The following is a 22,191-nucleotide window of genomic DNA, read 5'->3' on the forward strand; positions in this document are numbered from 1 at the left end:
CACAAAACTCGTCGCCGCTCATGCCTAAAACACCGATTGCCAGCCGTCCCCATGACCACTCTCATTGCGTGCATAGCGCTCTGTCGGAGGCCGATGCCTTGTGCGCACGCCAAGGCTTGCGCCTGACCGCCTTGCGTCGGCGGGTGCTGGAACTGGTGTGGCAAAGCCACAAGCCATTGGGTGCGTACGACATTCTCGCGGTTCTCAGCGAGCAGGACGGCCGCCGCGCCGCGCCGCCAACCGTGTACCGCGCGCTGGATTTCCTGCTGGAAAACGGCCTCGTCCACCGGATCTCCTCGCTGAACGCCTTCGTCGGCTGTAATCACCCGGAGCATGCCCACCAGGGCCAGTTCCTGATTTGCCGCGAATGCCACGCCGCCATCGAGCTTGAACAGAAATCCATCAGCGACGCCATCATCAGCAGCGCCAAGGACGTCGGTTTCGTCGTCGAAAGCCAGACGGTCGAAGTGGTTGGCGTCTGTTCGGGTTGCCAGGGGGCTTGATGAGCAATGCGCTGATCCGCCTCGAGCAGGTTGCCGTCACCTTTGCCGGGCAAAACGTGCTGGATAACATCGAGCTGAGCGTCGAGCCTGGGCAGATCGTCACGTTGATCGGCCCGAACGGCGCGGGTAAAACCACGCTGGTGCGCGCCGTGCTCGGTCTGTTGAAGCCGGACAGCGGCAGCGTCTGGCGCAAGCCGAAACTGCGGGTCGGTTACATGCCGCAAAAACTTCACGTCGATCCGACGCTGCCGCTATCAGTGCTGAGATTCTTGCGCCTGGTGCCGGGCGTGGACCGCGCCAGGGCCTTGGCGGCACTCAAGGAAGTCGGCGCCGAGCAAGTGATCGACAGCCCGGTGCAAAGCGTTTCCGGTGGCGAAATGCAGCGCGTGCTGCTGGCTCGCGCCTTGTTGCGCGAGCCGGAACTGCTGGTGCTCGACGAACCAGTGCAAGGCGTCGATGTGGCCGGCCAGGCCGAGCTCTACAGCCTGATCACTCGCCTGCGCGACCGTCACGGCTGCGGCGTATTGATGGTCTCCCACGATTTGCACCTGGTCATGAGCACCACCGACCAGGTGGTTTGCCTGAATCGCCATGTCTGCTGCTCCGGGCACCCGGAACAGGTCAGCGGCGATCCGGCTTTCGTCGAGCTGTTCGGAAAGAACGCACAAAGCCTGGCGATTTATCACCACCACCACGACCACGCCCATGACCTGCATGGTTCGGTGGTCAGCGCGGCCACGACGGCCCAACCCCATGTCCATGGAGATAGCTGCAAGCATGGCTGATTTTCTGCTCTACGCCCTGCTTGCAGGTCTGGCTTTGGCACTGGTCGCAGGACCGCTGGGTTCGTTTGTGGTCTGGCGGCGCATGGCCTATTTCGGCGACACCTTGTCCCACGCGGCCTTGCTCGGCGTGGCATTGGGCTTTCTGCTGGATGTCAGTCCGACCGTGGCCGTCACCGTCGGCTGCTTGCTGTTGGCGGTGCTGCTGGTGACGTTGCAACAGCGCCAGCCGCTGGCGTCCGACACGCTTTTGGGAATTCTCGCACCGAGCACGCTCTCTCTGGGTCTGGTCGTACTAAGCTTCATGCACGAAGTACGGATCGACCTGATGGCGTATCTGTTCGGCGACTTGTTGGCGATCAGCCCGACCGACCTGGCCTGGATCCTCGGTGGCAGCGCTGCCGTTCTGGCCTTGCTGGTGACGTTATGGCGGCCATTGCTGGCGATCACGGTGCATGAAGAACTGGCCAGGGTGGAAGGTCTGCCGGTGCCGGCGCTGCGCCTGACCCTGATGTTGCTGATCGCTGTGGTGATCGCTGTGGCGATGAAAATCGTCGGTGTGTTGCTGATTACTTCGCTGTTGATCATCCCGGCGGCTGCGGCACAACGTCACGCCCGCTCACCGGAGCAGATGGCACTGGGCGCGAGCCTGCTGGGCATGCTCGCGGTCTGTGGCGGGCTGGCACTGTCGTGGTTCAAGGACACCCCGGCGGGACCCTCGATTGTTGTGACGGCCGCCGCACTGTTTCTGCTGAGTTTTGTCCTGCCCCGTCGAGGGGTGTAGACTTGCTCGTTTTTTGCGCAAATAGAGAGTCGCAGGAATGAAGCTGTTAGCCTCCCGTTATCTGCTCCTTGTCGCATTTTCGCTGCTACTGGGCGCTTGCCAAAGCACGCCATCGGCCACCATTGAGGCGACCGATGAACGGGCCACGGCCATCGCGCAGCTGGAACAAAACCTGGCCAGCAGCGAGCTGGCCACCGCCGAAGATCAACTGGCGACCTTGCAAGCCCAGTCGCCAGACGACCCATCCCTTGTGCAATATCAGCGGCAATTGGCTGAAGCCTATCTGCGCCGCAGCCAGATCGTGTTGCAAAAGGGCGATGTGAATGCGGCCGCTACGGCGCTGGCTCGGGCCCGGGCGTTAATGCCAAAGGCTCCGGCGCTGACAGGTGGGGTCAACAATGCCATCGTCAATGCCCGTAAAGCTGAGCTGGACCGGGCTGAAGCGGCGTTATTGGCTGCCGAGGCCAAACCGCAGGCGAAGGTGATTGATCCGACCGCTGAAAGCACCACGATTGCGCTGAACCTCACCGATATGACCAAGCTTCGCCGCCAACTGGATGCGATCGCCGCTGATGTGGTGAATTATCAATGTGACGTGAGCATTCAGGCGCCGCGCACCCAGGATTACCCTTGGTTGGCTACCTTGCTGACCAAACGGGTGAAAAAGCTGGATTCGAATTTTGATATGAATCTGCAGAAGCAGATCCTGCGCAACGTTCCGGCGCAGATCGTCCTGAGTCCGCGTAAACCTTAAAAGCTTCGCGGGCAAGCTCGCTCCTACAAGGATCGCGTCGTTCGTAACACAAGCGAACGACACGACTCTTGTAGGAGCGAGGCTTGCCCGCGAAGGCGTCCTCCCTATCGATACAAAGCTTTAAGCCGGAATCGCCTTGGCCTTCGGCTCCCGATCCCAAACCCGATGCTGCCCGATCGCCGCGAAAAACGGTTTGATCAATTTGGCATCCGCCCCGACGATCAGCCCCGCATCCACCTCAAGCTTCAACACATCCAGCAACTGCTTCGCCTCGCCATGCAGCGCAATCGCCTTCAAGTGCTTGTACGCTTCCAACAGGTAATGCAGCGCCACGCCATCGCCGCTCAACGCCTTGATCGACGCCGCGCCTCCGGGCACGAATACCGCATCGAACGCCACCGAAGGCAAGCCTTCCATCGAAGCGTCTACCGGCAGTGTCTTGCCGTCGGCCGTGGTCACGGGCGCAGAGGTCGGGCCGAGCAATTTGGCGTGCGCGCCTTCAGCCTTCAGCGCCTTTTTCATCGCATCAATCGCAGCACCATCGACGCCGTTGGCCGCCAGAATCGCCACTTTCCGGGTTTTGATGTCCGCCGGCAGCAGGTTGGCCTGGCTCAAGGCCGGTGAGCGGTCCAGAGACGTTTTACGCACTTCGACGGTGCCAGCCTTCGGCGCCGGCAAGCCGAGGTTCTGCGCCACGCGCTTGGCCAGTTCCAGGTCGATATTGGCCAGGATCTCATTCACCTGACGCGCACGGATGAACTCACGCTCGACCTTGCCCAGCTCAAAGCTGTACGCCGAGATGATGTGTTCCTGCTCGTGCTTGCTCATGCTGTGGAAAAACAGCCGCGCCTGGGAGAAGTGGTCGCTGAACGACTCACTGCGCTGGCGAATCTTGTTGGCGTCGATGCGCTCAGGGTAGCTCTCGAATCCACCGTCCTGCGCGGAGGGTGGCGTTTCTTTCGGCCAGCCGCCATCAATGGAATTCGGCTCGTAGGACGCGCGGCCCTTGTCGATGGTGGTGCGATGCAGCGCATCCCGTTGGCCGTTGTGGAACGGTGCTACGGGACGGTTGATCGGGATCTCGTGAAAGTTCGGCCCGCCCAGTCGGCTGATCTGCGTATCGGTGTAGGAAAACAGACGCCCCTGCAGCAATGGGTCGTTGGAGAAGTCGATGCCCGGCACGATATGGCCCGGGCAGAACGCAACCTGCTCGGTTTCAGCGAAGAAGTTGTCGGGGTTGCGATTGAGGGTCATTTTGCCCAATGGGGTGATCGGTACCAGCTCTTCCGGGATCAGTTTGGTCGGGTCGAGGATATCGAAGTCGAAATTATGTTCGTTTTCTTCCTCGATGACCTGCACGCCCAATTCCCATTCCGGGTAGTCGCCCATCTCGATCGACTCCCACAGATCTCGACGGTGGTAATCGGTGTCTTTACCGGCGAGCTTCTGCGCTTCATCCCACACCAGCGAGCAGGTGCCGGCGGTAGGGCGCCAATGGAATTTGACGAAGCGCGACTTCCCTTCGGCGTTGATCAACCGAAAGGTGTGCACGCCGAAGCCTTGCATGCTGCGCAGGCTTTTCGGGATCGCCCGGTCGGACATGGCCCAGATCACCATGTGCGCGGATTCCGGCACCAGGGAAACGAAGTCCCAGAAGGTGTCGTGAGCCGAGCCGCCGGTAGGGATCTCGTTGTGTGGCTCCGGTTTTACCGCGTGCACGAAGTCAGGAAACTTGATCGCATCCTGGATGAAAAACACCGGCATGTTGTTGCCCACCAGGTCGAAGTTGCCTTCGTCGGTGAAGAACTTCACGGCGAAACCTCGTACGTCCCGCACGGTATCGCCTGACCCGCGTGGGCCTTGCACCGTGGAAAATCGCACGAAGACTGGTGTTTTTTTACCCGGATCCTGTAGGAAACCGGCCTTGGTTAGCACCGAGTGATTCTCATAGGTCTGGAAGAAGCCATGGGCGCCGGTGCCGCGGGCGTGAACGATGCGCTCCGGGATCCGCTCATGGTCAAAGTGCGTGATTTTTTCACGCATGATGAAGTCTTCCAGCAACGACGGGCCGCGAGCGCCGACTTTCAAAGTGTTCTGGTTGTCCGAGATCTTTACGCCCTGATTGGTTCGCAGGGCCTGGTCGGTGGCGTCGGAGCGGAATTTTTCCAGGCTTTCCAGCTTGGTATTGGTGTTGCCGCGGTCCAGGGTATTGGTCCCGGCCAGGGCGCTTTTAGGTGTGGCAGGTTTCTTGGTACTCATCAGTCTTAAACTCCTCGTTGCGATTTCGTCCTAGCCGGACTTGTGAGCAATGTTCCAGGCACGGCACCTGGCGGTTCGAGTTGCCTAATTAGTGACTGGCGAGGTTTTCAGCCGTTCCTTTTTTCTAACCTTTGATCGCGTTATTGCCAAATGGAAGGTTGAATGCGGAATAAATGCTAATAACCTCTATACGGACAGGCTAAAATGCGCGCCCGGCTAACCGCTGATCCTTTTCCAACGCGCCCCACAAGGTTCGCTACGTGATCGAGTTTCAAAACGTCCACAAAACCTACCGCGTCGCCGGTAAGGATATCCCCGCCCTGCACCCGACCAGTCTGACGATTGAGAACGGTCAGGTTTTCGGCCTGATCGGTCATTCCGGCGCGGGAAAAAGTACCCTGCTGCGTCTGATCAATCGCCTGGAAGAATCCAGTGGCGGCAAGATCATCGTCGACGGCGAAGAAGTCACGGCGCTCGACGCCAACAGCCTGCGACGCTTCCGCCAGCAGGTCGGGATGATTTTCCAGCACTTCAACCTGCTGGCCTCCAAGACCGTGGCCGACAACGTCGCGCTGCCGCTGACCCTGGCCGGTGAGCTGTCGCGCAGCGAGATCGACCTGCGTGTCGCCGAGTTGCTGGCGCGTGTTGGCTTGTCTGACCACGCCAAGAAGTACCCGGCGCAGTTGTCCGGCGGCCAGAAGCAGCGTGTCGGCATTGCCCGCGCCCTGGCGACCAAGCCGAAAATCCTGCTGTGCGACGAAGCCACCAGCGCCCTGGACCCGCAGACCACGGCGTCGGTCCTGCAACTGCTGGCCGAGATCAACCGCGAGCTGAAACTGACTATCGTGCTGATTACCCACGAGATGGACGTGATCCGCCGGGTCTGCGACCAGGTCGCGGTCATGGACGCGGGTGTGATCGTCGAACAAGGTTCGGTCGCCGAGGTGTTTCTACATCCCAAGCACCCGACCACCAAACGTTTCGTGCAAGAAGACGAACAGATCGACGAAAGCGAACAGCGTGACGATTTCTCTCACGTGCCAGGTCGCATCGTGCGTTTGACGTTCCAGGGCGAAGCGACCTACGCGCCGTTGCTGGGTACCGTCGCTCGGGAAACGGGTGTGGACTACAGCATCCTGGCCGGTCGTATCGACCGCATCAAAGACATCCCTTACGGGCAACTGACCCTGGCCGTCACTGGCGGCGACATGGAGGCGGCGTTTGCCCACTTCACCGCGGCTGACGTCCACATGGAGGTCCTGCGCTGATGGAAGTCCTGACAAGTTTCTTCGTCAACATCGACTGGTTTGAAATCTGGCTGGCTACCGGCGATACCTTGCTGATGCTGTTCGGTTCGTTGTTGTTCACCGTTCTGCTCGGCCTGCCGCTGGGCGTGCTGTTGTTCCTGTGCAGCCCGCGTCAGTTGCTGGAAGCCAAAGGCATCTACGCGATGCTGTCGCTGATGGTGAACATTCTGCGTTCGCTGCCGTTCATCATTCTGCTGATCGTGATGATCCCGTTCACCGTGCTGATCACCGGCACGTCCCTCGGGGTTGCCGGTGCGATTCCGCCGCTGGTGATTGGCGCTACGCCTTTCTTCGCGCGCCTGGTGGAAACTGCTCTGCGTGAAGTGGATCGCGGCATCATCGAGGCCACCCAGGCCATGGGCGCCACGACCCGGCAGATCATCACCAACGCCTTGCTGCCGGAAGCCCGCCCGGGCATCTTCGCGGCGATTACGGTGACAGCCATTACACTGGTGTCCTACACGGCGATGGCGGGTGTGGTCGGCGCGGGAGGCCTGGGCGACCTGGCGATCCGTTTCGGTTACCAGCGTTTCCAGCCTGATGTGATGGTCGTGACCGTGATGTTGCTGCTGGTGCTGGTGCAAGTGCTGCAAACCGTCGGCGACAAGCTGGTCGTACACTTTTCACGTAAATAAGCTTTTGTCATTAAATGCATGAGCCGGCCATTCGCTGGCAGGCGCCGAACGGGCGCCCACATGGAGTTAGCTGAATGAAAAAACTACTCGTCGCGTTCGCAGCCGTTGCAGCGTTTTCCGCTCACGCGGATACCCTGACTGTCGCAGCCACCCCGGTTCCGCACGCCGAAATCCTCGAATTCGTCAAACCGGCCCTGGCCAAAGAAGGCGTGGACCTGAAGGTCAAAGTCTTCACCGACTACATCCAGCCGAACGTGCAGGTTGCCGAAAAACGTCTGGACGCCAACTTCTTCCAGCACCAGCCGTACCTCGATGAGTTCAACAAGGCCAAGGGCACCAACCTGATTGCCGTTGCCGGTGTGCACCTGGAACCGCTGGGCGCTTACTCCAGCAAGTACAAAGCACTGACCGAACTGCCAGGCGGGGCCAACGTGGTGATCCCGAACGACGCCACCAACGGCGGCCGTGCGCTGTTGCTGCTGGCCAAGGCCGGCCTGATCAAGTTGAAGGATTCGAACAACATCCTCTCGACGGTCAAGGACATCACCGAGAACACCAAGGACCTGAAATTCCGCGAACTGGAAGCTGCGACCATCCCTCGCGTGCTGACCCAGGTCGATCTGGCGCTGATCAACACCAACTACGCGCTGGAAGCCAAGCTTGATCCGTCCAAAGACGCGCTGGTCATCGAAGGCAACGACTCGCCTTACGTGAACATCCTCGTTGCCCGCCCGGACGACAAGGACAGCGAAGACATAAAGAAACTGGTGGCTGCCCTGCACAGCCCGGAAGTGAAAGCCTTCATTCTCGAGAAGTACAAAGGCGCGGTATTGCCGGCGTTCTGATTTAACGCTTTAACAAAAATGGGGCGCATTGAATGCGCCCCATTTTTTATGCCCGAAATACCGAGCCCTGTAGGAGCCAGGCTTGCCGGCGAAGGCGATCTCACGGGCGCCTTCGCCGGCAAGCCTGGCTCCTACAAGGGTATGTCGTTTATTTGCGGCTGAGCATCACCGGTAACTGTGCCACCAACTTGGCGTTATTCAACGGTGCGCGAATGAACCCACGCTGTGTCCCGTCCGGCCCGATAACCGCAAGGTTGCCGCTGTGATCAACCGTGTAATTCGGCTTGCTGGTATCCGCCGGAATAAACGGAATGCTCACCGCATTGGCCAGTTTCTGAATATCTTCAACCGACGTCGCCGTCAGCCCCTGGAATTGCGGATCGAAGTAACCCAGGTACTGCTTGAGCTGCTTGGGCGTGTCACGGTTCGGGTCGACGCTGACCAGGATGATCTGCAACTTGGCCACAGCCTCTGGCGGCAGTTCGCTTTTGATCTGGCGCAGTTGGGCGAGGGTGGTCGGGCAGATGTCCGGACAGAAGGTGTAGCCGAAGAACAGCAGCGACCACTTGTCTTTCAGCTCGTTGACTGCCACGGGTTTGCCGTCCTGATCGGTCATCGTCACGTTCGGCAGGTTACGGCTTTGCGGCAGCAAGATGATCCCGGCGTCGATCAATGCCGTCGGGTCGCCCTGGCCTTTGCCGGACAGCACTTTGTTGATGGTCAGGCCCAGAACCAGCGCGATCAGGGCGACGAGGATAAAGACGGTTTTCTGAGTTCGAGTCATAGGTTCAACAGTAAGTAGTGGTCTACGAGCAGCGCGATAAACAGCAGGAACAAGTAGTAGATAGAGTACTTGAAGGTGTTGATCGCCGCGTGCGGCCGAGTGCCACGGTACAGCACCACGGCCCATTGCAGAAACCTCGCGCCCAGTCCCAGGGCACAAATCAGGTAGAGCATGCCGCTCATGTGGATCACGTACGGCATCAGGCTGACGGCCAGCAGCACGAAGGTATAAAGCAGGATGTGGACCTTGGTGTAATGCTCGCCATGGGTCACCGGCAGCATCGGGATGTCGGCCTTGGCGTATTCCTCTTTGCGGTGAATGGCCAGGGCCCAGAAGTGCGGCGGGGTCCAGGCGAAGATGATCAGCACCAGCAACAGTGGTTCGGCGCTGATATGCCCGGTGGCAGCGGTCCAGCCGAGCAACGGCGGGGCAGCGCCAGCCAGGCCACCGATAACGATGTTCTGTGGTGTCGCGCGTTTCAGGAAGCCGGTGTAGACCACCGCATAACCGAGCAAGGACGCGAGGGTCAGCCAGGCCGTCAGCGCGTTGGTAAAGGCCAGCAGCACGGCTTGCCCCAGCACCGCCAAAACCAAGGCAAACGTCAGCGCCGCCGCCGGAGACACTCGACCTTCGGCCAAGGGACGTTTATGCGTGCGCGCCATCACCGCATCGATACGCCGGTCCACCACATGGTTCACCGCCGCCGCACCACCGGCACACAAGGCGATCCCCAGATTGCCGAACACCAGCACCGTCCACGGCACCCCGGCGCGGGTCGCGAGGAACATGCCGACCAGCGAGGTGATGAGCATCAGCACCACCACTTTCGGCTTGGTCAGCTCCAGATAGTCACGCCAGATCGCCTGACTGTGACGTTCGCCGATCAGAGTCGCCATGGCATCTCTCCTTTTATTGTTATGGGCCCGGCTGAGTGTTTGCGCGGGCTGAACCGCCAGCGCGCAGGGGATTGCTGTTTGACCCGAACCAGGCTGGTCCGCGCGTGATAATTGACCAGCACCATCGTCAGCAACAGCGCTGCGCCGCCGGCGTTGTGTGCGACGGCGACGGGCAGCGGCAGGTGAAAGACAACGTTGCTGATGCCCAGCGTGATCTGCGCGGCGAGGGCGATCAGCACCAGCCCCGCCAGACGTGTCATGCCGACTACTTTCAGCTGCCAGGCCAGACCCAGCAGCACCAGCGTCACCAGCATCGCGCCGATACGGTGAGTCAGATGAATCGCCGTGCGGGCATCGCTGTCCAGTTGCCCGCCGAGGTAATTGGGGCCGATGTGTTGAGTCAGGTGAAAGCCGTTGGCGAAATCAGCCGGTGGCAGCCATTGCCCGTGGCAGGTCGGGAAGTCGATGCAGGCCACCGCCGCGTAGTTGGAGCTGACCCAGCCACCGAGGGCGATTTGCAGGATCACCAGCAGCAACCCGGCCGTTGCCCAGTGCTGCAAACGTCGGGGCACGGTCAGCGCTGGCAATACGCCGGACAGACGCAAGGTCAGCAAAAACAGCAGGCTCAGGGTCGCAAAACCGCCGAGCAGATGCCCGGTCACCACCTGCGGCCAGAGCTTGAGCGTCACCGTCCACATGCCGAACGCCGCTTGGGCGATCACCACCGCCAGCAGAAACAGCGGCAACTTCACCGGTTGCCCCGGATGACGGCGATGCACCCAGGCACGACCGGCCAGCACCGAGATCAAAAGCCCGAGGGTGCCCGCGAAGTAGCGGTGGACCATTTCGTTCCAGCCTTTGTGGGCTTCGACCGGCGCATCGGGAAAGTGCAATTCGGCATGGGCCAGCTGGGCTTCGCTCTTCGGCACGCTGATAAAGCCGTAGCAACCCGGCCAGTCCGGGCAGCCGAGGCCGGCGTGGGTCAGGCGGGTGTAGGCACCGAGCAACACCACAATCAGTGCCAGCAAAGTGGCAAACAGCGCGAGGCGAAATCCAGGTTTGGCCATGACGATGCCCTTATCCGATGTTCGACAGTTTCAGCAGGTGGCGCAGGTCGTTGAGCAAGTCCTTGCCCTTCACCGTCGGGTCGTAACGCAGCACCAGATTGCCGTGGGGGTCGATGATCCACAGTTGTGGCGCGGTCTTGTCTCCTGCGGTTTTACTGAAAGTGGTCAGGTCCATTGGGTAGCGTTGCAGTTGCGGGTATTCGCGGGTCAGTTTGGCGTCGTAATCGCTGCTTAGTGGTTGAGCCGCGGCCAAAGCGTGACTGGCGCGCCCGGCCTCGCGGCCGAGGCCGATCTGGATCTGCCGCGCCAGGTAAACCAGCTGCTGGCAGTCCACCGAACACTCCTTGGGCGCCGTCACCAGCAATTGCCAGCGATCCTCCTGCGCTTGTACGCCAAGGTCGGCGCGGGTCTGGCCGTTGCCGATCAGCTCGCCGTGATAACTGCGGCCATCCGGCACCCAGAACTGCAATTTGTACATGCCGGTGGCGAGGATCATCGGACCGATCACCCCCAGCACGATCAGCAATAACTGCAACCGGCCCTTGCGCCGACTCGCCGGCGTTTTCGCCTCAGACATGCTGGGTGGATTCATGGCCGCTCCCATGGTGTTTCTCCTTTGCGTTGTGCCAGCCGAGATAGAGATAAAGGCCGAACAGGGCGATCGACATGGCGAACCACTGCACGGCATAAGCGATATGTTTTTCCGGCCCCATCGCCACCACCGGCCAATCGGCCTGGTAGGACGCGGGTCCGGTTTCTGCGCGTAATTCGTAGGCAAAACCGTCACGATCGAGGGCCGTCCACAGCTTGGCCGGTTCGACGGCAGTGATCAGTTGGGGCCAGGTGGTGGTGCTCGGGTCGGCGTGCAATTGGAAAGTGGCGCCGGGGGAGACATAGACCCAGGCATCGAGACTCAGGGTCTGAGTCGGGGTCGTGAACTGAGGCGGGGTGCGCCGGTCCGGCCACGGCAGCCAGCCGCGATTGACCAGCAGCCAGAGCCCGGTTGCCTGATCCTGAAACGGTTGTAGCAGTTCGACGCCAACCTTGCCGTCGCGCTGGCGGTTATCCAGCAGCAGGCTGTGCATGGCATCGAACTGGCCGTGCAGCCGGACCCGACGAAAAGCCGGATCTTCAGTGTGTTGCAGCGCGGTGCTGGGCATCGGTTCAGCCGTCCGACGCTCGGCGTAGCTTTGCAGCAGCGCGCTTTTCTCCGCGCCCCGGCTCAATTGCCAGAACCCGAGTGACACCAGCATGGGCAGCAGAATAGCGACCACCAGGGTCGGCACGATGCCCGGCCGGAAGCGCTTCATGGCGTCGCCAGAAAGTCGCTGGTTGCGATAGCTATACTCAAGTGCATCGCCTTTCCCCCGGAGTCTCACCATGCTCAAAGCAGCCATCGTCCTGATGCTGATTGCCACGGTTGTCAGCCTGTTCAGCGGCCTGTTTTTTCTGGTCAAGGACGACAGCAGCTCGAACCGCCTCGTCATTGCCTTGAGTGTGCGTGTTGCCCTGGCCGCCATCACCGTCGGATTGATTGCCTGGGGTTTTTTCAGCGGCCAGTTGGTCTCTACAGCGCCTTGGTAAAGCCTCAGAGCACGTAGACGAAAACGAACAGCCCGATCCACACCACGTCCACGAAGTGCCAATACCAACTCGCCGCTTCAAACCCGAACTGGTGCTCGTTATCGAAGTGCCCGCGCATGATCCGCATCAGCATCACAAACAAAATGATGGTGCCGATGGTGACGTGGGCGCCGTGGAACCCGGTGAGCATGAAGAACGTTGCGCCGTAGATGCCCGAACCCAGGGTCAGGCCCAGCTCGTGATAGGCGTGGATGTATTCTTCGGCCTGAAAACCGAGGAACGCGCAGCCCAGCAACACGGTGATCGCCAGCCAGATTTTCAGCGCACCGCGATGGCCCTTTTTCAAGGCGTGGTGGGCGATGGTCACGGTGACGCTGGAGCTCACCAGCAACACGGTATTGAGCAGCGGCAAGCCCCAGGGGCTGATGACGTCCTTGGGCGGTGGAAACAGTTTCGAGTCGGGGTTGTTCAACAGTGGCCAGGTGAACTGGAAGTTCGGCCACAGCATGTGTGCGATGCCTTTGGCACCTTCGCCGCCAAGCGCCGGACCGGACACATGCCGCACATAAAACAGTGCGCCGAAGAAGGCGATGAAGAACATCACCTCCGAGAAGATGAACCAGCTCATGCCCCAGCGGAACGAGCGGTCCATCTGTGCACTGTACAGCCCGCCGCGACTTTCCTTGATCACCGTGCCGAACCAGCCGAACAGCATGTACGCCAGCAACAGGCCGCCGACGAAAAAGATCAGCGGGCCGTGGGATTCCGGCCGCGCAGCCTTCAGGTCGTTGAACCAAGTGGCCAGGCCGAACACGGTGACGAACATACCGACGGTGGCGATGATCGGCCATTTGCTCTGGGCCGGTACGTAATAGTGTTCATGAGTTGCCATTTATTGTTCTCCTTATCGGGCACGCTCAGCCGCCAGTGTTTACAGCCACCGGGGGATGTCGGGCGGTGATATCGAACAGCGTGTAGGACAGCGTCAGGTGCTTCACTTCCTTGGGCATGTCGCGGTCAACGATGAAACGTACCGGCATCTCGATCCGTTGACCGGGCTGCAGCACTTGCTGGGTAAAGCAGAAACATTCGGTCTTGTGGAAATACGCCGCGGCATTGCTCGGCGCGATGCTCGGCACCGCTTGCGCGCTCATCGGCTTGTCAGTCGGGTTGTGCGCGATGAAAATCATCTCGTTCACCGCCCCCGGGTTGGCCGTCAGCTCGTCACTCTTGGGATAGAAATCCCATGACATGTCGGCGGCGTTGGTCGACAGGAACTGCACGCGCACTTGCCGCGAAGTGTCGACCGTTTGCTCGCCTTCATACTGCCCGGCGGTTTTACCGTTGATGCCAAACGCCTTGCACATCACGTCGTAGATCGGCACCAGGGCAAACCCGAAGACAAACATCGCCACCACCACCAGCAGCAGTCGGGTGACCAGCTTCTTCATCGAAATCGAGTCAGCCATAGTGCTTAACCTCTGCCGAGGAACCTGTGGGAGCGGGCTTGCTCGCGAAGCAGGCGCCGCGGTCCGTCAGAAAGACCGCGTCATCGTTCTTCGCGAGCAAGCCCGCTCCCACATAGGGTTGGGTGTTCATTTCACTTCCGGCGGTGTGGTGAAGGTGTGATACGGCGCCGGTGACGGGATGCTCCACTCCAGGCCTTCCGCGCCATCCCACGGTTTGGCCGGTGCTGGCGGGCCGCCGCGAATGGTTTTGATCACGATGAACAGGAAGAAGATCTGCGTGGTGCCGAACATGAACGCGCCGATCGACGACACCATGTTGAAGTCGGCGAATTGCAGGTTGTAGTCCGGAATCCGTCGCGGCATGCCTGCCAGCCCCACGAAGTGCATCGGGAAGAACGCCATGTTCATGCCGATGAACGAGAGCCAGAAGTGCAGCTTGCCGAGGGTTTCGTCGTACATGTGGCCGGTCCATTTCGGCAGCCAGTAATACGCCGAGGCGAAGATCCCGAAGATCGCCCCCGGCACCAATACGTAGTGGAAATGTGCGACCACGAAGTAGGTGTCCTGGTACTGGAAGTCCGCCGGGGCGATGGCCAGCATCAGTCCGGAGAAGCCGCCGATGGAGAACAGGATCACGAACGCCACCGCGAACAGCATCGGTGTCTCGAAGGTCAGCGAGCCTTGCCACATGGTGCTGGCCCAGTTGAACACCTTCACGCCCGTCGGCACCGCGATCAGCAGCGTGGCGTACATGAAGAACAACTCGCCCACCAGCGGAATGCCGACCACGAACATGTGGTGCGCCCAGACGATGAACGACAGGAACGCAATGCTCGCCGTGGCATAGACCATCGAGGTGTAGCCGAACAGCGGCTTGCGCGAGAAGGTCGGGATGATCGAGCTGACGGCCCCGAAGGCCGGCAGAATCATGATGTACACCTCGGGGTGACCGAAGAACCAGAACACATGCTGGAACAACACCGGATCACCACCACCGGCGGCACTGAAGAAACTGGTGCCGAAGTGGATGTCCATCAGCATCATCGTCACGCACCCGGCCAGCACCGGCATTACCGCGATCAACAGGAACGCGGTGATCAGCCAGGTCCAGACGAACAGCGGCATTTTCATCAGCGTCATGCCGGGGGCGCGCAGGTTGAGGATGGTGGCGATCACATTGATCGCGCCCATGATCGAACTGATCCCCATCAGGTGGATGGCGAAGATGAAGAAGGTCACGCTTTCCGGTGCGTAAGTCGTCGACAGCGGGGCGTAGAACGTCCAGCCGAAGTTCGGTCCGCCGCCGGGGGTGAACAGAGTCGACACCAACAGGATGAACGCCGCCGGCAACAGCCAGAAGCTGAAGTTGTTCATCCGTGGCAGGGCCATGTCCGGCGCGCCGATCATCAACGGGATCATCCAGTTGGCGAGGCCGACGAACGCCGGCATCACCGCACCGAACACCATGACCAGACCGTGCATGGTGGTCATCTGGTTGAAGAATTCCGGCTGGACGATCTGCAGTCCGGGCTGGAACAGCTCGGCGCGAATCACCATCGCGAACGAGCCGCCGAGCAAGAACATGGAAAACGCAAACCACAGGTACAGCGTGCCGATGTCCTTGTGGTTGGTGGTCAGCACCCAGCGCATCAGGCCTTTGGCGGGACCGTGGGCGTGATCGGCATGACCATGGTCATCGATGACGGCGCTCATGGCGTGTCTCCTGCAAACAGATGGGCTGGGCAGGCCGGGGCGCGCTGCCCCGACCGGTTCCTTGGTTGCGCAATAGACCGGGTCATTTGCTTTCCGCCTGTTTCAGCTCCAGCACTTCTTTAGGAGTGACCATGTCGCCTTTGTTGTTGCCCCAGGCGTTACGTTCGTAGGTCACGACCGCCGCGATATCGACTTCCGAGAGCTGCTTGCCGAACGCCGCCATCGCAGTGCCTGGCTTGCCGTGGTAGACGATGCTCAGGTGACCTTCTTTCGGTCCGGTGGCGATTTTCGAGCCTTTGAGCGCCGGGAACATTGGCGGCAAGCCCTGACCTTCGGCCTGGTGACAGGCGACGCAGGTGGTGTGATAGACCTTGTCGCCGCGCTCCTTGAGCTCGTCGAGGGTCCATTCCTTGCTGGTCAGTTCTTTAAGCTGCAGGGCTTCGGCCTTGCGCTCGCCCAGCCATTTTTCGTAGTCGGCCTTTTCCTTGACCTCGACCACGATCGGCATGAAGCCGTGGTCCTTGCCGCACAGTTCGGCACACTGGCCACGGTAGATGCCGGGCTTGTCGACGCGGGTCCAGGCTTCGTTGACGAACCCCGGAATCGCATCGCGCTTGACCGCGAAGGCTGGCACCCACCAAGAGTGGATCACGTCGGCGGACGTCACGAGGAAACGCACCTTGGCGCCAATCGGCAGCACTAAAGGCTTGTCGACCTCGAGCAAGTAGTGCTCGCCTTTGGTTTCCTTGTTGTGGATCTGGTCGGCGGGGGTTGTCAGGTTGCTAAAAAACTCGACGTCCTGGCCCAGGTATTTGTAGTGCCACTTCCACTGATAGCCGGTGACCTGGATATCGATATCCGGCTCACTGGCGTCGTACATCTTGATCAGGGTGGCCGTCGCAGGAACCGCCATGGCCACCAGGATCAGGAAGGGCACGATGGTCCAGAGGATTTCGACGGTGGTGCTTTCATGAAATTTTGCGGCCACCTGCCCCGTGGAGCGGCGGTGGACCATCATCGACCAGAACATGGCGCCGAAGACGATGATGCCGATCACTACACAGATCCAGAAAATGGTCATGTGCAGGTCAAATACTGCGTGACTGATTTCAGTCGCTCCCGGCGCCATATTCACAGTCCAGGCGGCTTGCGCCTGACTGAAAATCGACCACAACAGGAGGCCCATCCAGACGTGTGGATGTCGCATCATTGCGGGTTCCCCTTATCGTTCTTGTTATCCCGCCGGCTTTCACCTGCGGCAAGGGAGCGGCTTTTTCAGACTACGAACTTGAATCGCCGAGCCTTGCTGCGTGTGCAGTCGGGCGTCATCAGCTAACTCCATTCCCACCCGAGTATAGACAGCGACTGCTACCTCGCAACGTGATGGCGTAAATGATCTGAAACAGCTGGGACTTGCGTTCAAGGTCACGAATGGAGAAGGATGCAGACGAGTGGTGGCAAATCGATATAACGGAGGCGTCTCAAGGATGAAACAATTATGACAAATGCGTCTTAGCATTTTTCATAAGCCAGCTAAGTTATGTCTTCCCTATTTCATTGCCTTTGTTTCCTGGAGTTTTCATGAACACCGCCGCATTGCGCGAGCAGATCCAAAAAGCCCAACAACACGAGGCCGAAACCGGCCTGCTGACTCGTCAGCTTGAAACTCAATTGCCACACCTTCACTCCGCCATCCAATTGCCGGATGTAGACGCCAACGGCGTGATGACGCGTTTTGTGGCCGCGTACATAGAGCAAGTGCCAGACCTGCTGGACGCAGCCAATGAAGTCGCCAGGGAAGCGGGCATCGAATCACAGATCAAACCGGTGCTGAAAATCGCCGAGCAGTTCTTCCTCCAGCCTCCGGCAATCATGGCCGGTCATGTGGGGCTGGACAGCCTGCTGGACGAAGCCTATCTGGCGCATCGATTGGTTGAAGAGGTCAATGACCTGTACATCAAGCATTTTGGCCAGCCACTGATCCCCTTGGACATGACTGTTGCCAACCTGATTGCCCACCAACTGATCGGCGAGGAATTCGCCAATCAACTGGATGAGGCGGTGCATCACGCTGTGGATGAGATGCTTAATGAAGACAGTTTCGCGCTGGAGTCCGTGGAGGCCTACCGCGAAAAACTCAACAGCCCGGACACCGGCGCTGCATGGAAGCGCTGGCCGTGCCTGTCGCGACAGTTGGGTGTAGGGCTGGAGCTGGATCAGCCCGCAGCGTAACGCAACATCCCCCTGTAGGAGCGAGGCTTGCCCGCGAAGGCGTCCTCAAGTACGCCAAAAGCTTCGCGGGCAAGCCTCGCTCCTACAGGGAGTTTTCTACGCTGCTGAACCGACTCCGGTGGTCGTACGTAATCGCCCTTCAAGCCTGCGCTTCAACCCCCGCGCTTCAATCACCAGCTTCGACCCTTTGGCCGCATTGGCCCGGCCCCATTCCTCGAGCAATTCCAGACACGAGTGATCGATGTAGCTCAGGTTATTGAGCGGCACATGCACCGTCACGCCTGCGGGAATCGTCCCCAACACCTGGGTCAGCGCCGGGACCTTGAGAAAGGTTGCGGCCCCCGTCAGTCGTAACTCCATCTCACCTACCGCCGGCAGATCGATCAGGCTGATCTTCAGCCGCGACGCTTTCCAGGCCAGTTTGGCCAGGGTCAGCCCGAAGCCGATCAACACGCCAGTCAGCAAGTCGGTGAAGATGATTGCCAGCGCCGTCGCCGCGTAAGTGAACATCGGCATCCGGCCATAACGGCCCAGACCGCGAAAGGCCTTGAGGTCGACCAGTTTAAAACCGGTGTACACCAACACGCCCGCCAGGCTCGCCACCGGAATGCTTTGCAGCACGCTGGACAGCAGCAACACGAAAGCCAGCAGCCACAGACCGTGGAAGATCGCCGACATCCGCGTGGTGGCGCCGGCCTGCACGTTGGCCGAGCTGCGCACGATCACGCCGGTCATCGGCAACGCGCCCAGCAGACCGCAGAGCATGTTGCCAACGCCTTGTGCCGACAGTTCCCGATCGAAGTCCGAGCGCTGGCCACTGTGCATGCGGTCCACAGCCGCCGCGGAGAGCAACGTTTCGGCACTGGCGATGAAGGCCACGGCGAACGCGGCGATCAGTAAGGTCGGATCGGCCAGATTGAGCAAGTCGGCAGGCTTCAGCCAGTCGATGGCCTCCGCCAGGTTGGCCGGGACTTCCACGCGTTTGACCTGCAAGGCGAGCATCAGGCTGGCGACCGTCGCCAGACCTACGCCAAGCAACGCGCCGGGAATGAAACGCAGGGAATGGGGGCGGAATTTCTCCCACAGCCACATCACTGCAATCGTCGACAGCCCCAACAAACCGGCTTGCCAGCCAAGGGAGGGCAAGGCCTGGAGCACGGCCGCCGGGAAGGCTGCGAGGTTATCCAGCCCTGAGGGCTTGGGCACGGCATCGAGCATCACATGCACCTGTGAGAGCACGATCAACACGCCAATCCCGGCGAGCATGCCGTACACCACCGCAGGCGCCGTAACCCGAAACCAGCAACCCAGCTTGAAGCGCCCGGCCATCAATTGCAGAAAACCCGCCAGCAGCAGGATGGGCCCGAGCATGGCAATGCCATGCTGGCGCACCAGTTCGAACACCAACACCGCCAGACCCGCCGCCGGGCCACTGACTTGCAGCGGTGAACCGGCAAGCCAGCCCACCACCAGACCACCGATGATCCCGGTGATCAAACCCTTGGCCGGTGGCAGACCCGAGGCGATGGCGATGCCCATGCACAAGGGCAGGGCGACCAGAAACACAACCACGGACGCCAGCAGCTCCCGTGGCAGAACAGCTTTAAGTTGAGCAGCACGCATGGTGACTCTCCCGAAGTTTTCTTCAGGCGTGGCGATGCCGGGCTGCTCAATCAGCAGCCTCGGCTAAAACCACACGGAGGTTTAGGAGGATTTAGAAGCGCGCTTTGGGCGTCGCCACCGGAATCGGGTGGCTGCCATCGAGCGGCAGGAAACACCCTTTGTCGGCGTCGTAAGCTCTGATTTCGCTGGTTTCGATGTTGTAGATCCAACCATGGATAAACAGCTGACCGTTGGCCATGCGCGAGGCCACGGAAGGGTGCGTGCGCAAATGCTGAAGCTGAGCGATCACATTCTCTTCGGTGAGGACGTGCATGCTTTCGCTTTCGTCAGCGCAATGGCAGTTTTCCTGGACCATGGTTTTCGCCACTTCCGCATGACGCAGCCAGGCTTTGACCGTGGGCATTTTTTCCAGGCTTTGCGGGTTGAGCACGGCACGCATCGCGCCACAGTCGGAGTGCCCGCAAATGATGATGTGCTGTACGCCGAGGGCCAGGACCGCGTATTCGATGGCCGTGGAAACACCGCCGTTCATTTGCCCATAAGGCGGCACAACGTTGCCGACGTTGCGGGTTACGAACAAGTCGCCAGGGGAGCTTTGGGTGATCAGCTCAGGAACGATGCGCGAATCGGCGCAGGCGATGAACATCGCTCGAGGGCTTTGGGCCGTGGCGAGTTTTTTGAAGAGTTCTTCCTGCTGGGGAAAAACTTCGTGATGAAAATGCAAAAAGCCGTCAACGATATGCTTCAGCGCTGCATCGGCGGTTTCCGCCTCGGGTTGGGCTGAAGCCGACGCAGCCAACGGCTGTTTATCCTTGTCACTCATGATTCATCCTCTTTGGCGGATTCAGGGAATTTTCCCGTTTTGTCCGGTGTGAAGCCAGTGGCTGTTTAAAAAACATCCAGGTCGAACATCTCGACCCGTCAGTCACTCGATGAACAAGGTATCTGTCGAAACTTAACTCAAACTGAATCAAGCGCTCTAGGACGTGTGTTCCAGGTCACAGAAAACGTGACCAGCCTAATGGCAGAGTGCTTTTCCCACTACTCAACGATAGGCCAATTGTCCTCAAATCAATGACATCTGGCGACCCGGCGGACAGAAGGCATCGCAATCCAGATTAAAACCTTCGCGGCGATTGAGCCCCAGGCGTTTGATGGATTTGGCAAAACGTTGCGCCAACAGATCGGCAAACGGCCCTTCACCGCGCATCCGGGCGCCAAATCGACTGTCGTAGAGTTCACCGCCACGGCTCTGGCGGATCAGGCTCAACACATGCGCGGCGCGCTGCGGATAGTGGGCGGCCAGCCATTCTTCGAACAGCGGCGCCACTTCCAGCGGCAGACGCAACATCATATAGGCCGCGCTCTGGGCGCCGGCGGCATGCGCCTCGGTGAGCAGGCTTTCGAGTTCGCTGTCGTTGATCATCGGAATCATCGGCGAACACAGCACGCCCACCGGGATCCCGGCTTCGCGCATCACCCGGATGGCCCGCAGCCGGGCTTTGGGTGCCGCGGCGCGCGGTTCGAGGATGCGTTTGAGTTCATCGTCCAGAGTGGTGAGGCTGATCATCACCGCCACCAGCCGTTGCTCGGCGAGTTCGGCTAGCAGGTCCAGATCCCGAAGAATCAGCGAGCCCTTGGTAATGATGGTCACCGGATGCCGGTAACGCAGCAGCACTTCCAGGGTCTGGCGAGTGATTTTGTGTTCGCGCTCGATTGGCTGATAAGGATCGGTGTTGGAGCCCAGGTTGATTGGCGCGCATTGATAGCCGCGCTTGGACAGCTGTTCTTCCAGCACATCGGCGGCGTTGGTCTTGGCGATCAGTTTGGTTTCGAAATCCAGTCCGGGTGACATGTCCCAATAGGCGTGGCTGGGGCGCGCATAGCAGTAGATGCAACCATGCTCGCAACCGCGATAGGGATTGATCGAACGATCGAAGGGCAAGTCCGGCGAATTGTTGCGGGTGATGATGGTTTTCGCCGTTTCGATGCGTACTTCCGTGCCTTGGGTGATCGGTGCTTCCTGATACCAGCCGTCATCCTCGGCGACCGAACGATTCGTCGCGAAGCGGTTGTGCGGGTTGGTGGCGGTGCCGCGGCCGCGAGGTGGCAAGGGCGTGCTCATGGCTCAATACTCTTTGCTGTATGTGCATACAGTATTCGAGATGTGGCACGGCGACCAGTGCCGTTCGGCATCTGCATGCGAAGGGGTGGATTCACGATTCTTTGACGATGGCCTCACAGGCCTTTGACCGCTGAAGGGTGAATCTGGAGGCTCTCCTCAATTCCCGAAGGGTCACCCTCGAGCATGTTCCTACCGCGCCTTTTCTCCGCGATGTGTCTTTCGATCATCGCATTGCTCAATCTGACCCTGGCCCGCGCAGATGAAGCGGATGTGCCCCGCCCGGCGGAATGGGCCCAATCGGTCGAGGTGCAATACAACCTCTATCAAATGTCCCCGACGCTGTACCGCAGTGCGTTGCCCGACAGTGGGGCCGTACCGTTGTTGAAGAAACTCAATGTCGCGACCGTTATCAGTTTCCTGCCCGAGTCGGATTCAAGTTGGTTGTCCACACCGGGCATTGCTCAGGTGCAGCTGCCCTATCGCACCAATCATGTGGATGATGCGCAAGTGCTCAAAGCGCTTCGTGCCATCCAGACTGCCGAGGCCAATGGCCCGGTGCTGATGCACTGCAAGCACGGTTCGGATCGCACCGGCCTGATGGCGGCGATGTATCGGGTGGTGGTGCAAGGCTGGAGCAAGGAAGATGCCCTGAACGAAATGACTCAGGGCGGTTTCGGTGACAGCACCCATTTCAAGGACGGCGTGCGTTACATGATGCAGGCCGATGCCGACAAGCTTCGTACCGCGCTAGCCAACGGCGATTGCAGCACCAGCCCGTTTGCGGCGTGCTCGATGAAGAGTTGGTTCCAATCTGCCCACGTCGAATAAG

At 60.0% G+C, this 22,191-nt stretch carries 23 protein-coding genes; 10 read left to right on the forward strand and 13 right to left on the reverse strand.

The annotated features are described in order from the left end of the window. The first annotated feature begins 20 nt into the window (after nt 1–20). Genes zur through ACA049_RS00325 form a run of 4 tightly spaced genes read left to right on the forward strand, consistent with a single transcriptional unit; the run spans nt 21 to nt 2,823 of the window. The gene (gene zur / locus ACA049_RS00310) at nt 21–503 is read left to right on the forward strand and encodes a zinc uptake transcriptional repressor Zur (protein ID WP_438659832.1); all 483 of its coding nucleotides are present in this window, start codon (nt 21–23) and stop codon (nt 501–503) included. After that, nucleotides 503–1,288, forward strand: a complete 786-nt coding sequence (gene znuC, locus ACA049_RS00315) for a zinc ABC transporter ATP-binding protein ZnuC (RefSeq protein WP_462029415.1) — start codon at nt 503–505, stop codon at nt 1,286–1,288. Before zur ends, znuC begins: the two co-directional genes overlap by 1 nt. Next, nucleotides 1,281–2,069: a zinc ABC transporter permease subunit ZnuB gene (znuB, locus tag ACA049_RS00320; RefSeq protein WP_017341765.1), complete on the forward strand. Its 789-nt coding sequence runs from the start codon at nt 1,281–1,283 to the stop codon at nt 2,067–2,069. Before znuC ends, znuB begins: the two co-directional genes overlap by 8 nt. A gap of 37 nt (nt 2,070–2,106) precedes the next feature. Beyond that, nucleotides 2,107–2,823, forward strand: coding sequence for a PA5502 family lipoprotein (locus tag ACA049_RS00325; protein WP_497332234.1), 717 nt, complete (start codon nt 2,107–2,109; stop codon nt 2,821–2,823). Between the two features lie 120 nt (nt 2,824–2,943). Here ACA049_RS00325 and katE read toward each other — a convergent pair whose 3' ends face one another. Then, nucleotides 2,944–5,082 (reverse strand): catalase HPII, encoded by a 2,139-nt coding sequence (gene katE / locus ACA049_RS00330; RefSeq protein WP_497332236.1) that lies wholly within the window; start codon nt 5,080–5,082, stop codon nt 2,944–2,946. Nucleotides 5,083–5,342: 260 nt separating this feature from the next. Between katE and ACA049_RS00335 the strand changes: the two genes are divergently transcribed. The 3 genes from ACA049_RS00335 (at nt 5,343) to ACA049_RS00345 (ending at nt 7,869) form a co-directional block, all read left to right on the forward strand. Continuing rightward, nucleotides 5,343–6,350: a methionine ABC transporter ATP-binding protein gene (locus ACA049_RS00335; protein WP_497332238.1), complete on the forward strand. Its 1,008-nt coding sequence runs from the start codon at nt 5,343–5,345 to the stop codon at nt 6,348–6,350. Next, the gene (locus ACA049_RS00340) at nt 6,350–7,024 is read left to right on the forward strand and encodes a methionine ABC transporter permease (RefSeq protein WP_497332240.1); all 675 of its coding nucleotides are present in this window, start codon (nt 6,350–6,352) and stop codon (nt 7,022–7,024) included. Before ACA049_RS00335 ends, ACA049_RS00340 begins: the two co-directional genes overlap by 1 nt. 74 nt (nt 7,025–7,098) lie before the next feature. After that, nucleotides 7,099–7,869, forward strand: a complete 771-nt coding sequence (locus tag ACA049_RS00345; RefSeq protein WP_497332242.1) for a MetQ/NlpA family ABC transporter substrate-binding protein — start codon at nt 7,099–7,101, stop codon at nt 7,867–7,869. A 148-nt stretch (nt 7,870–8,017) separates the two neighbouring features. On the opposite strand, the gene ACA049_RS00350 is transcribed toward ACA049_RS00345, so the two are convergent. From ACA049_RS00350 to ACA049_RS00370, 5 genes are read right to left on the reverse strand one after another with little or no spacing between them, the layout of a single operon-like run. Next, nucleotides 8,018–8,653 carry an SCO family protein gene (locus tag ACA049_RS00350; RefSeq protein WP_497332244.1) on the reverse strand — a complete coding sequence of 212 codons (636 nt, stop codon included), beginning with the start codon at nt 8,651–8,653 and terminating at the stop codon, nt 8,018–8,020. After that, on the reverse strand, nt 8,650–9,549 hold the full coding sequence (cyoE, locus tag ACA049_RS00355) for a heme o synthase (RefSeq protein WP_497306773.1): 900 nt from the start codon (nt 9,547–9,549) through the stop codon (nt 8,650–8,652). The genes ACA049_RS00350 and cyoE overlap by 4 nt, the downstream gene beginning before the upstream one ends. Further along, nucleotides 9,537–10,616 carry a COX15/CtaA family protein gene (locus ACA049_RS00360; RefSeq protein ID WP_497332245.1) on the reverse strand — a complete coding sequence of 360 codons (1,080 nt, stop codon included), beginning with the start codon at nt 10,614–10,616 and terminating at the stop codon, nt 9,537–9,539. Before ACA049_RS00360 ends, cyoE begins: the two co-directional genes overlap by 13 nt. Before the next feature lie 10 nt (nt 10,617–10,626). Then, nucleotides 10,627–11,220, reverse strand: a complete 594-nt coding sequence (locus ACA049_RS00365; protein ID WP_497332247.1) for a PA_0111/PP_0108 family redox-active disulfide protein — start codon at nt 11,218–11,220, stop codon at nt 10,627–10,629. Next, entirely contained in the window at nt 11,186–11,926 is a 741-nt protein-coding gene (locus ACA049_RS00370) for an SURF1 family protein (protein ID WP_497332249.1), read from the reverse strand. Before ACA049_RS00370 ends, ACA049_RS00365 begins: the two co-directional genes overlap by 35 nt. A 70-nt stretch (nt 11,927–11,996) precedes the next feature. Here ACA049_RS00370 and ACA049_RS00375 point away from each other — a divergent pair, with 70 nt between their 5' ends. Beyond that, the gene (locus ACA049_RS00375) at nt 11,997–12,200 is read left to right on the forward strand and encodes a twin transmembrane helix small protein (protein ID WP_094469789.1); all 204 of its coding nucleotides are present in this window, start codon (nt 11,997–11,999) and stop codon (nt 12,198–12,200) included. 4 nt (nt 12,201–12,204) lie between these two features. Here ACA049_RS00375 and ACA049_RS00380 read toward each other — a convergent pair whose 3' ends face one another. The 4 genes from ACA049_RS00380 to coxB form a co-directional block, all read right to left on the reverse strand. Beyond that, nucleotides 12,205–13,092, reverse strand: a complete 888-nt coding sequence (locus ACA049_RS00380) for a cytochrome c oxidase subunit 3 (protein ID WP_497332251.1) — start codon at nt 13,090–13,092, stop codon at nt 12,205–12,207. Nucleotides 13,093–13,117: 25 nt separating this feature from the next. After that, nucleotides 13,118–13,669: a cytochrome c oxidase assembly protein gene (locus ACA049_RS00385; RefSeq protein WP_497332253.1), complete on the reverse strand. Its 552-nt coding sequence runs from the start codon at nt 13,667–13,669 to the stop codon at nt 13,118–13,120. Nucleotides 13,670–13,795: 126 nt separating this feature from the next. Continuing rightward, on the reverse strand, nt 13,796–15,382 hold the full coding sequence (gene ctaD, locus ACA049_RS00390; protein WP_497332255.1) for a cytochrome c oxidase subunit I: 1,587 nt from the start codon (nt 15,380–15,382) through the stop codon (nt 13,796–13,798). An 82-nt stretch (nt 15,383–15,464) separates the two neighbouring features. Then, the gene (gene coxB / locus ACA049_RS00395) at nt 15,465–16,592 is read right to left on the reverse strand and encodes a cytochrome c oxidase subunit II (protein WP_497332257.1); all 1,128 of its coding nucleotides are present in this window, start codon (nt 16,590–16,592) and stop codon (nt 15,465–15,467) included. A gap of 371 nt (nt 16,593–16,963) precedes the next feature. On the opposite strand from coxB, the gene ACA049_RS00400 reads away from it, so the two are divergent. Continuing rightward, nucleotides 16,964–17,614, forward strand: a complete 651-nt coding sequence (locus ACA049_RS00400) for a hypothetical protein (RefSeq protein ID WP_008152480.1) — start codon at nt 16,964–16,966, stop codon at nt 17,612–17,614. Nucleotides 17,615–17,710: 96 nt separating this feature from the next. On the opposite strand, the gene ACA049_RS00405 is transcribed toward ACA049_RS00400, so the two are convergent. From ACA049_RS00405 to ACA049_RS00415, 3 genes are all read right to left on the reverse strand, one after another. After that, nucleotides 17,711–19,237, reverse strand: a complete 1,527-nt coding sequence (locus ACA049_RS00405) for a SulP family inorganic anion transporter (RefSeq protein ID WP_497332259.1) — start codon at nt 19,235–19,237, stop codon at nt 17,711–17,713. A 91-nt stretch (nt 19,238–19,328) separates the two neighbouring features. Then, on the reverse strand, nt 19,329–20,060 hold the full coding sequence (locus ACA049_RS00410; RefSeq protein ID WP_497332261.1) for a carbonic anhydrase: 732 nt from the start codon (nt 20,058–20,060) through the stop codon (nt 19,329–19,331). A gap of 243 nt (nt 20,061–20,303) precedes the next feature. Next, nucleotides 20,304–21,362, reverse strand: coding sequence for a PA0069 family radical SAM protein (locus ACA049_RS00415; RefSeq protein ID WP_497332263.1), 1,059 nt, complete (start codon nt 21,360–21,362; stop codon nt 20,304–20,306). Nucleotides 21,363–21,545: 183 nt separating this feature from the next. Here ACA049_RS00415 and ACA049_RS00420 point away from each other — a divergent pair, with 183 nt between their 5' ends. Then, nucleotides 21,546–22,190, forward strand: a complete 645-nt coding sequence (locus tag ACA049_RS00420) for a phosphatase domain-containing protein (protein ID WP_497332265.1) — start codon at nt 21,546–21,548, stop codon at nt 22,188–22,190. The last annotated feature ends 1 nt before the right edge of the window (nt 22,191 follow it).

The sequence above is a fragment of the Pseudomonas sp. LBUM1662 genome (assembly GCF_059695915.1).

Bases quoted from the DNA above. Each gene is read 5' to 3' on its own strand.
- zur (WP_438659832.1), top strand. From the start codon at position 21: ATGCCTAAAACACCGATTGCCAGCCGTCCCCATGACCACTCTCATTGC.
- znuC (WP_462029415.1), top strand. From the start codon at position 503: ATGAGCAATGCGCTGATCCGCCTCGAGCAGGTTGCCGTCACCTTTGCC.
- znuB (WP_017341765.1), top strand. From the start codon at position 1,281: ATGGCTGATTTTCTGCTCTACGCCCTGCTTGCAGGTCTGGCTTTGGCA.
- ACA049_RS00325 (WP_497332234.1), top strand. From the start codon at position 2,107: ATGAAGCTGTTAGCCTCCCGTTATCTGCTCCTTGTCGCATTTTCGCTG.
- katE (WP_497332236.1), bottom strand. From the start codon at position 5,082: ATGAGTACCAAGAAACCTGCCACACCTAAAAGCGCCCTGGCCGGGACC.
- ACA049_RS00340 (WP_497332240.1), top strand. From the start codon at position 6,350: ATGGAAGTCCTGACAAGTTTCTTCGTCAACATCGACTGGTTTGAAATC.
- ACA049_RS00345 (WP_497332242.1), top strand. From the start codon at position 7,099: ATGAAAAAACTACTCGTCGCGTTCGCAGCCGTTGCAGCGTTTTCCGCT.
- ACA049_RS00350 (WP_497332244.1), bottom strand. From the start codon at position 8,653: ATGACTCGAACTCAGAAAACCGTCTTTATCCTCGTCGCCCTGATCGCG.
- cyoE (WP_497306773.1), bottom strand. From the start codon at position 9,549: ATGGCGACTCTGATCGGCGAACGTCACAGTCAGGCGATCTGGCGTGAC.
- ACA049_RS00360 (WP_497332245.1), bottom strand. From the start codon at position 10,616: ATGGCCAAACCTGGATTTCGCCTCGCGCTGTTTGCCACTTTGCTGGCA.
- ACA049_RS00365 (WP_497332247.1), bottom strand. From the start codon at position 11,220: ATGGGAGCGGCCATGAATCCACCCAGCATGTCTGAGGCGAAAACGCCG.
- ACA049_RS00370 (WP_497332249.1), bottom strand. From the start codon at position 11,926: ATGAAGCGCTTCCGGCCGGGCATCGTGCCGACCCTGGTGGTCGCTATT.
- ACA049_RS00375 (WP_094469789.1), top strand. From the start codon at position 11,997: ATGCTCAAAGCAGCCATCGTCCTGATGCTGATTGCCACGGTTGTCAGC.
- ACA049_RS00380 (WP_497332251.1), bottom strand. From the start codon at position 13,092: ATGGCAACTCATGAACACTATTACGTACCGGCCCAGAGCAAATGGCCG.
- ACA049_RS00385 (WP_497332253.1), bottom strand. From the start codon at position 13,669: ATGGCTGACTCGATTTCGATGAAGAAGCTGGTCACCCGACTGCTGCTG.
- ctaD (WP_497332255.1), bottom strand. From the start codon at position 15,382: ATGAGCGCCGTCATCGATGACCATGGTCATGCCGATCACGCCCACGGT.
- coxB (WP_497332257.1), bottom strand. From the start codon at position 16,592: ATGATGCGACATCCACACGTCTGGATGGGCCTCCTGTTGTGGTCGATT.
- ACA049_RS00400 (WP_008152480.1), top strand. From the start codon at position 16,964: ATGAACACCGCCGCATTGCGCGAGCAGATCCAAAAAGCCCAACAACAC.
- ACA049_RS00405 (WP_497332259.1), bottom strand. From the start codon at position 19,237: ATGCGTGCTGCTCAACTTAAAGCTGTTCTGCCACGGGAGCTGCTGGCG.
- ACA049_RS00410 (WP_497332261.1), bottom strand. From the start codon at position 20,060: ATGAGTGACAAGGATAAACAGCCGTTGGCTGCGTCGGCTTCAGCCCAA.
- ACA049_RS00415 (WP_497332263.1), bottom strand. From the start codon at position 21,362: ATGAGCACGCCCTTGCCACCTCGCGGCCGCGGCACCGCCACCAACCCG.
- ACA049_RS00420 (WP_497332265.1), top strand. From the start codon at position 21,546: ATGTTCCTACCGCGCCTTTTCTCCGCGATGTGTCTTTCGATCATCGCA.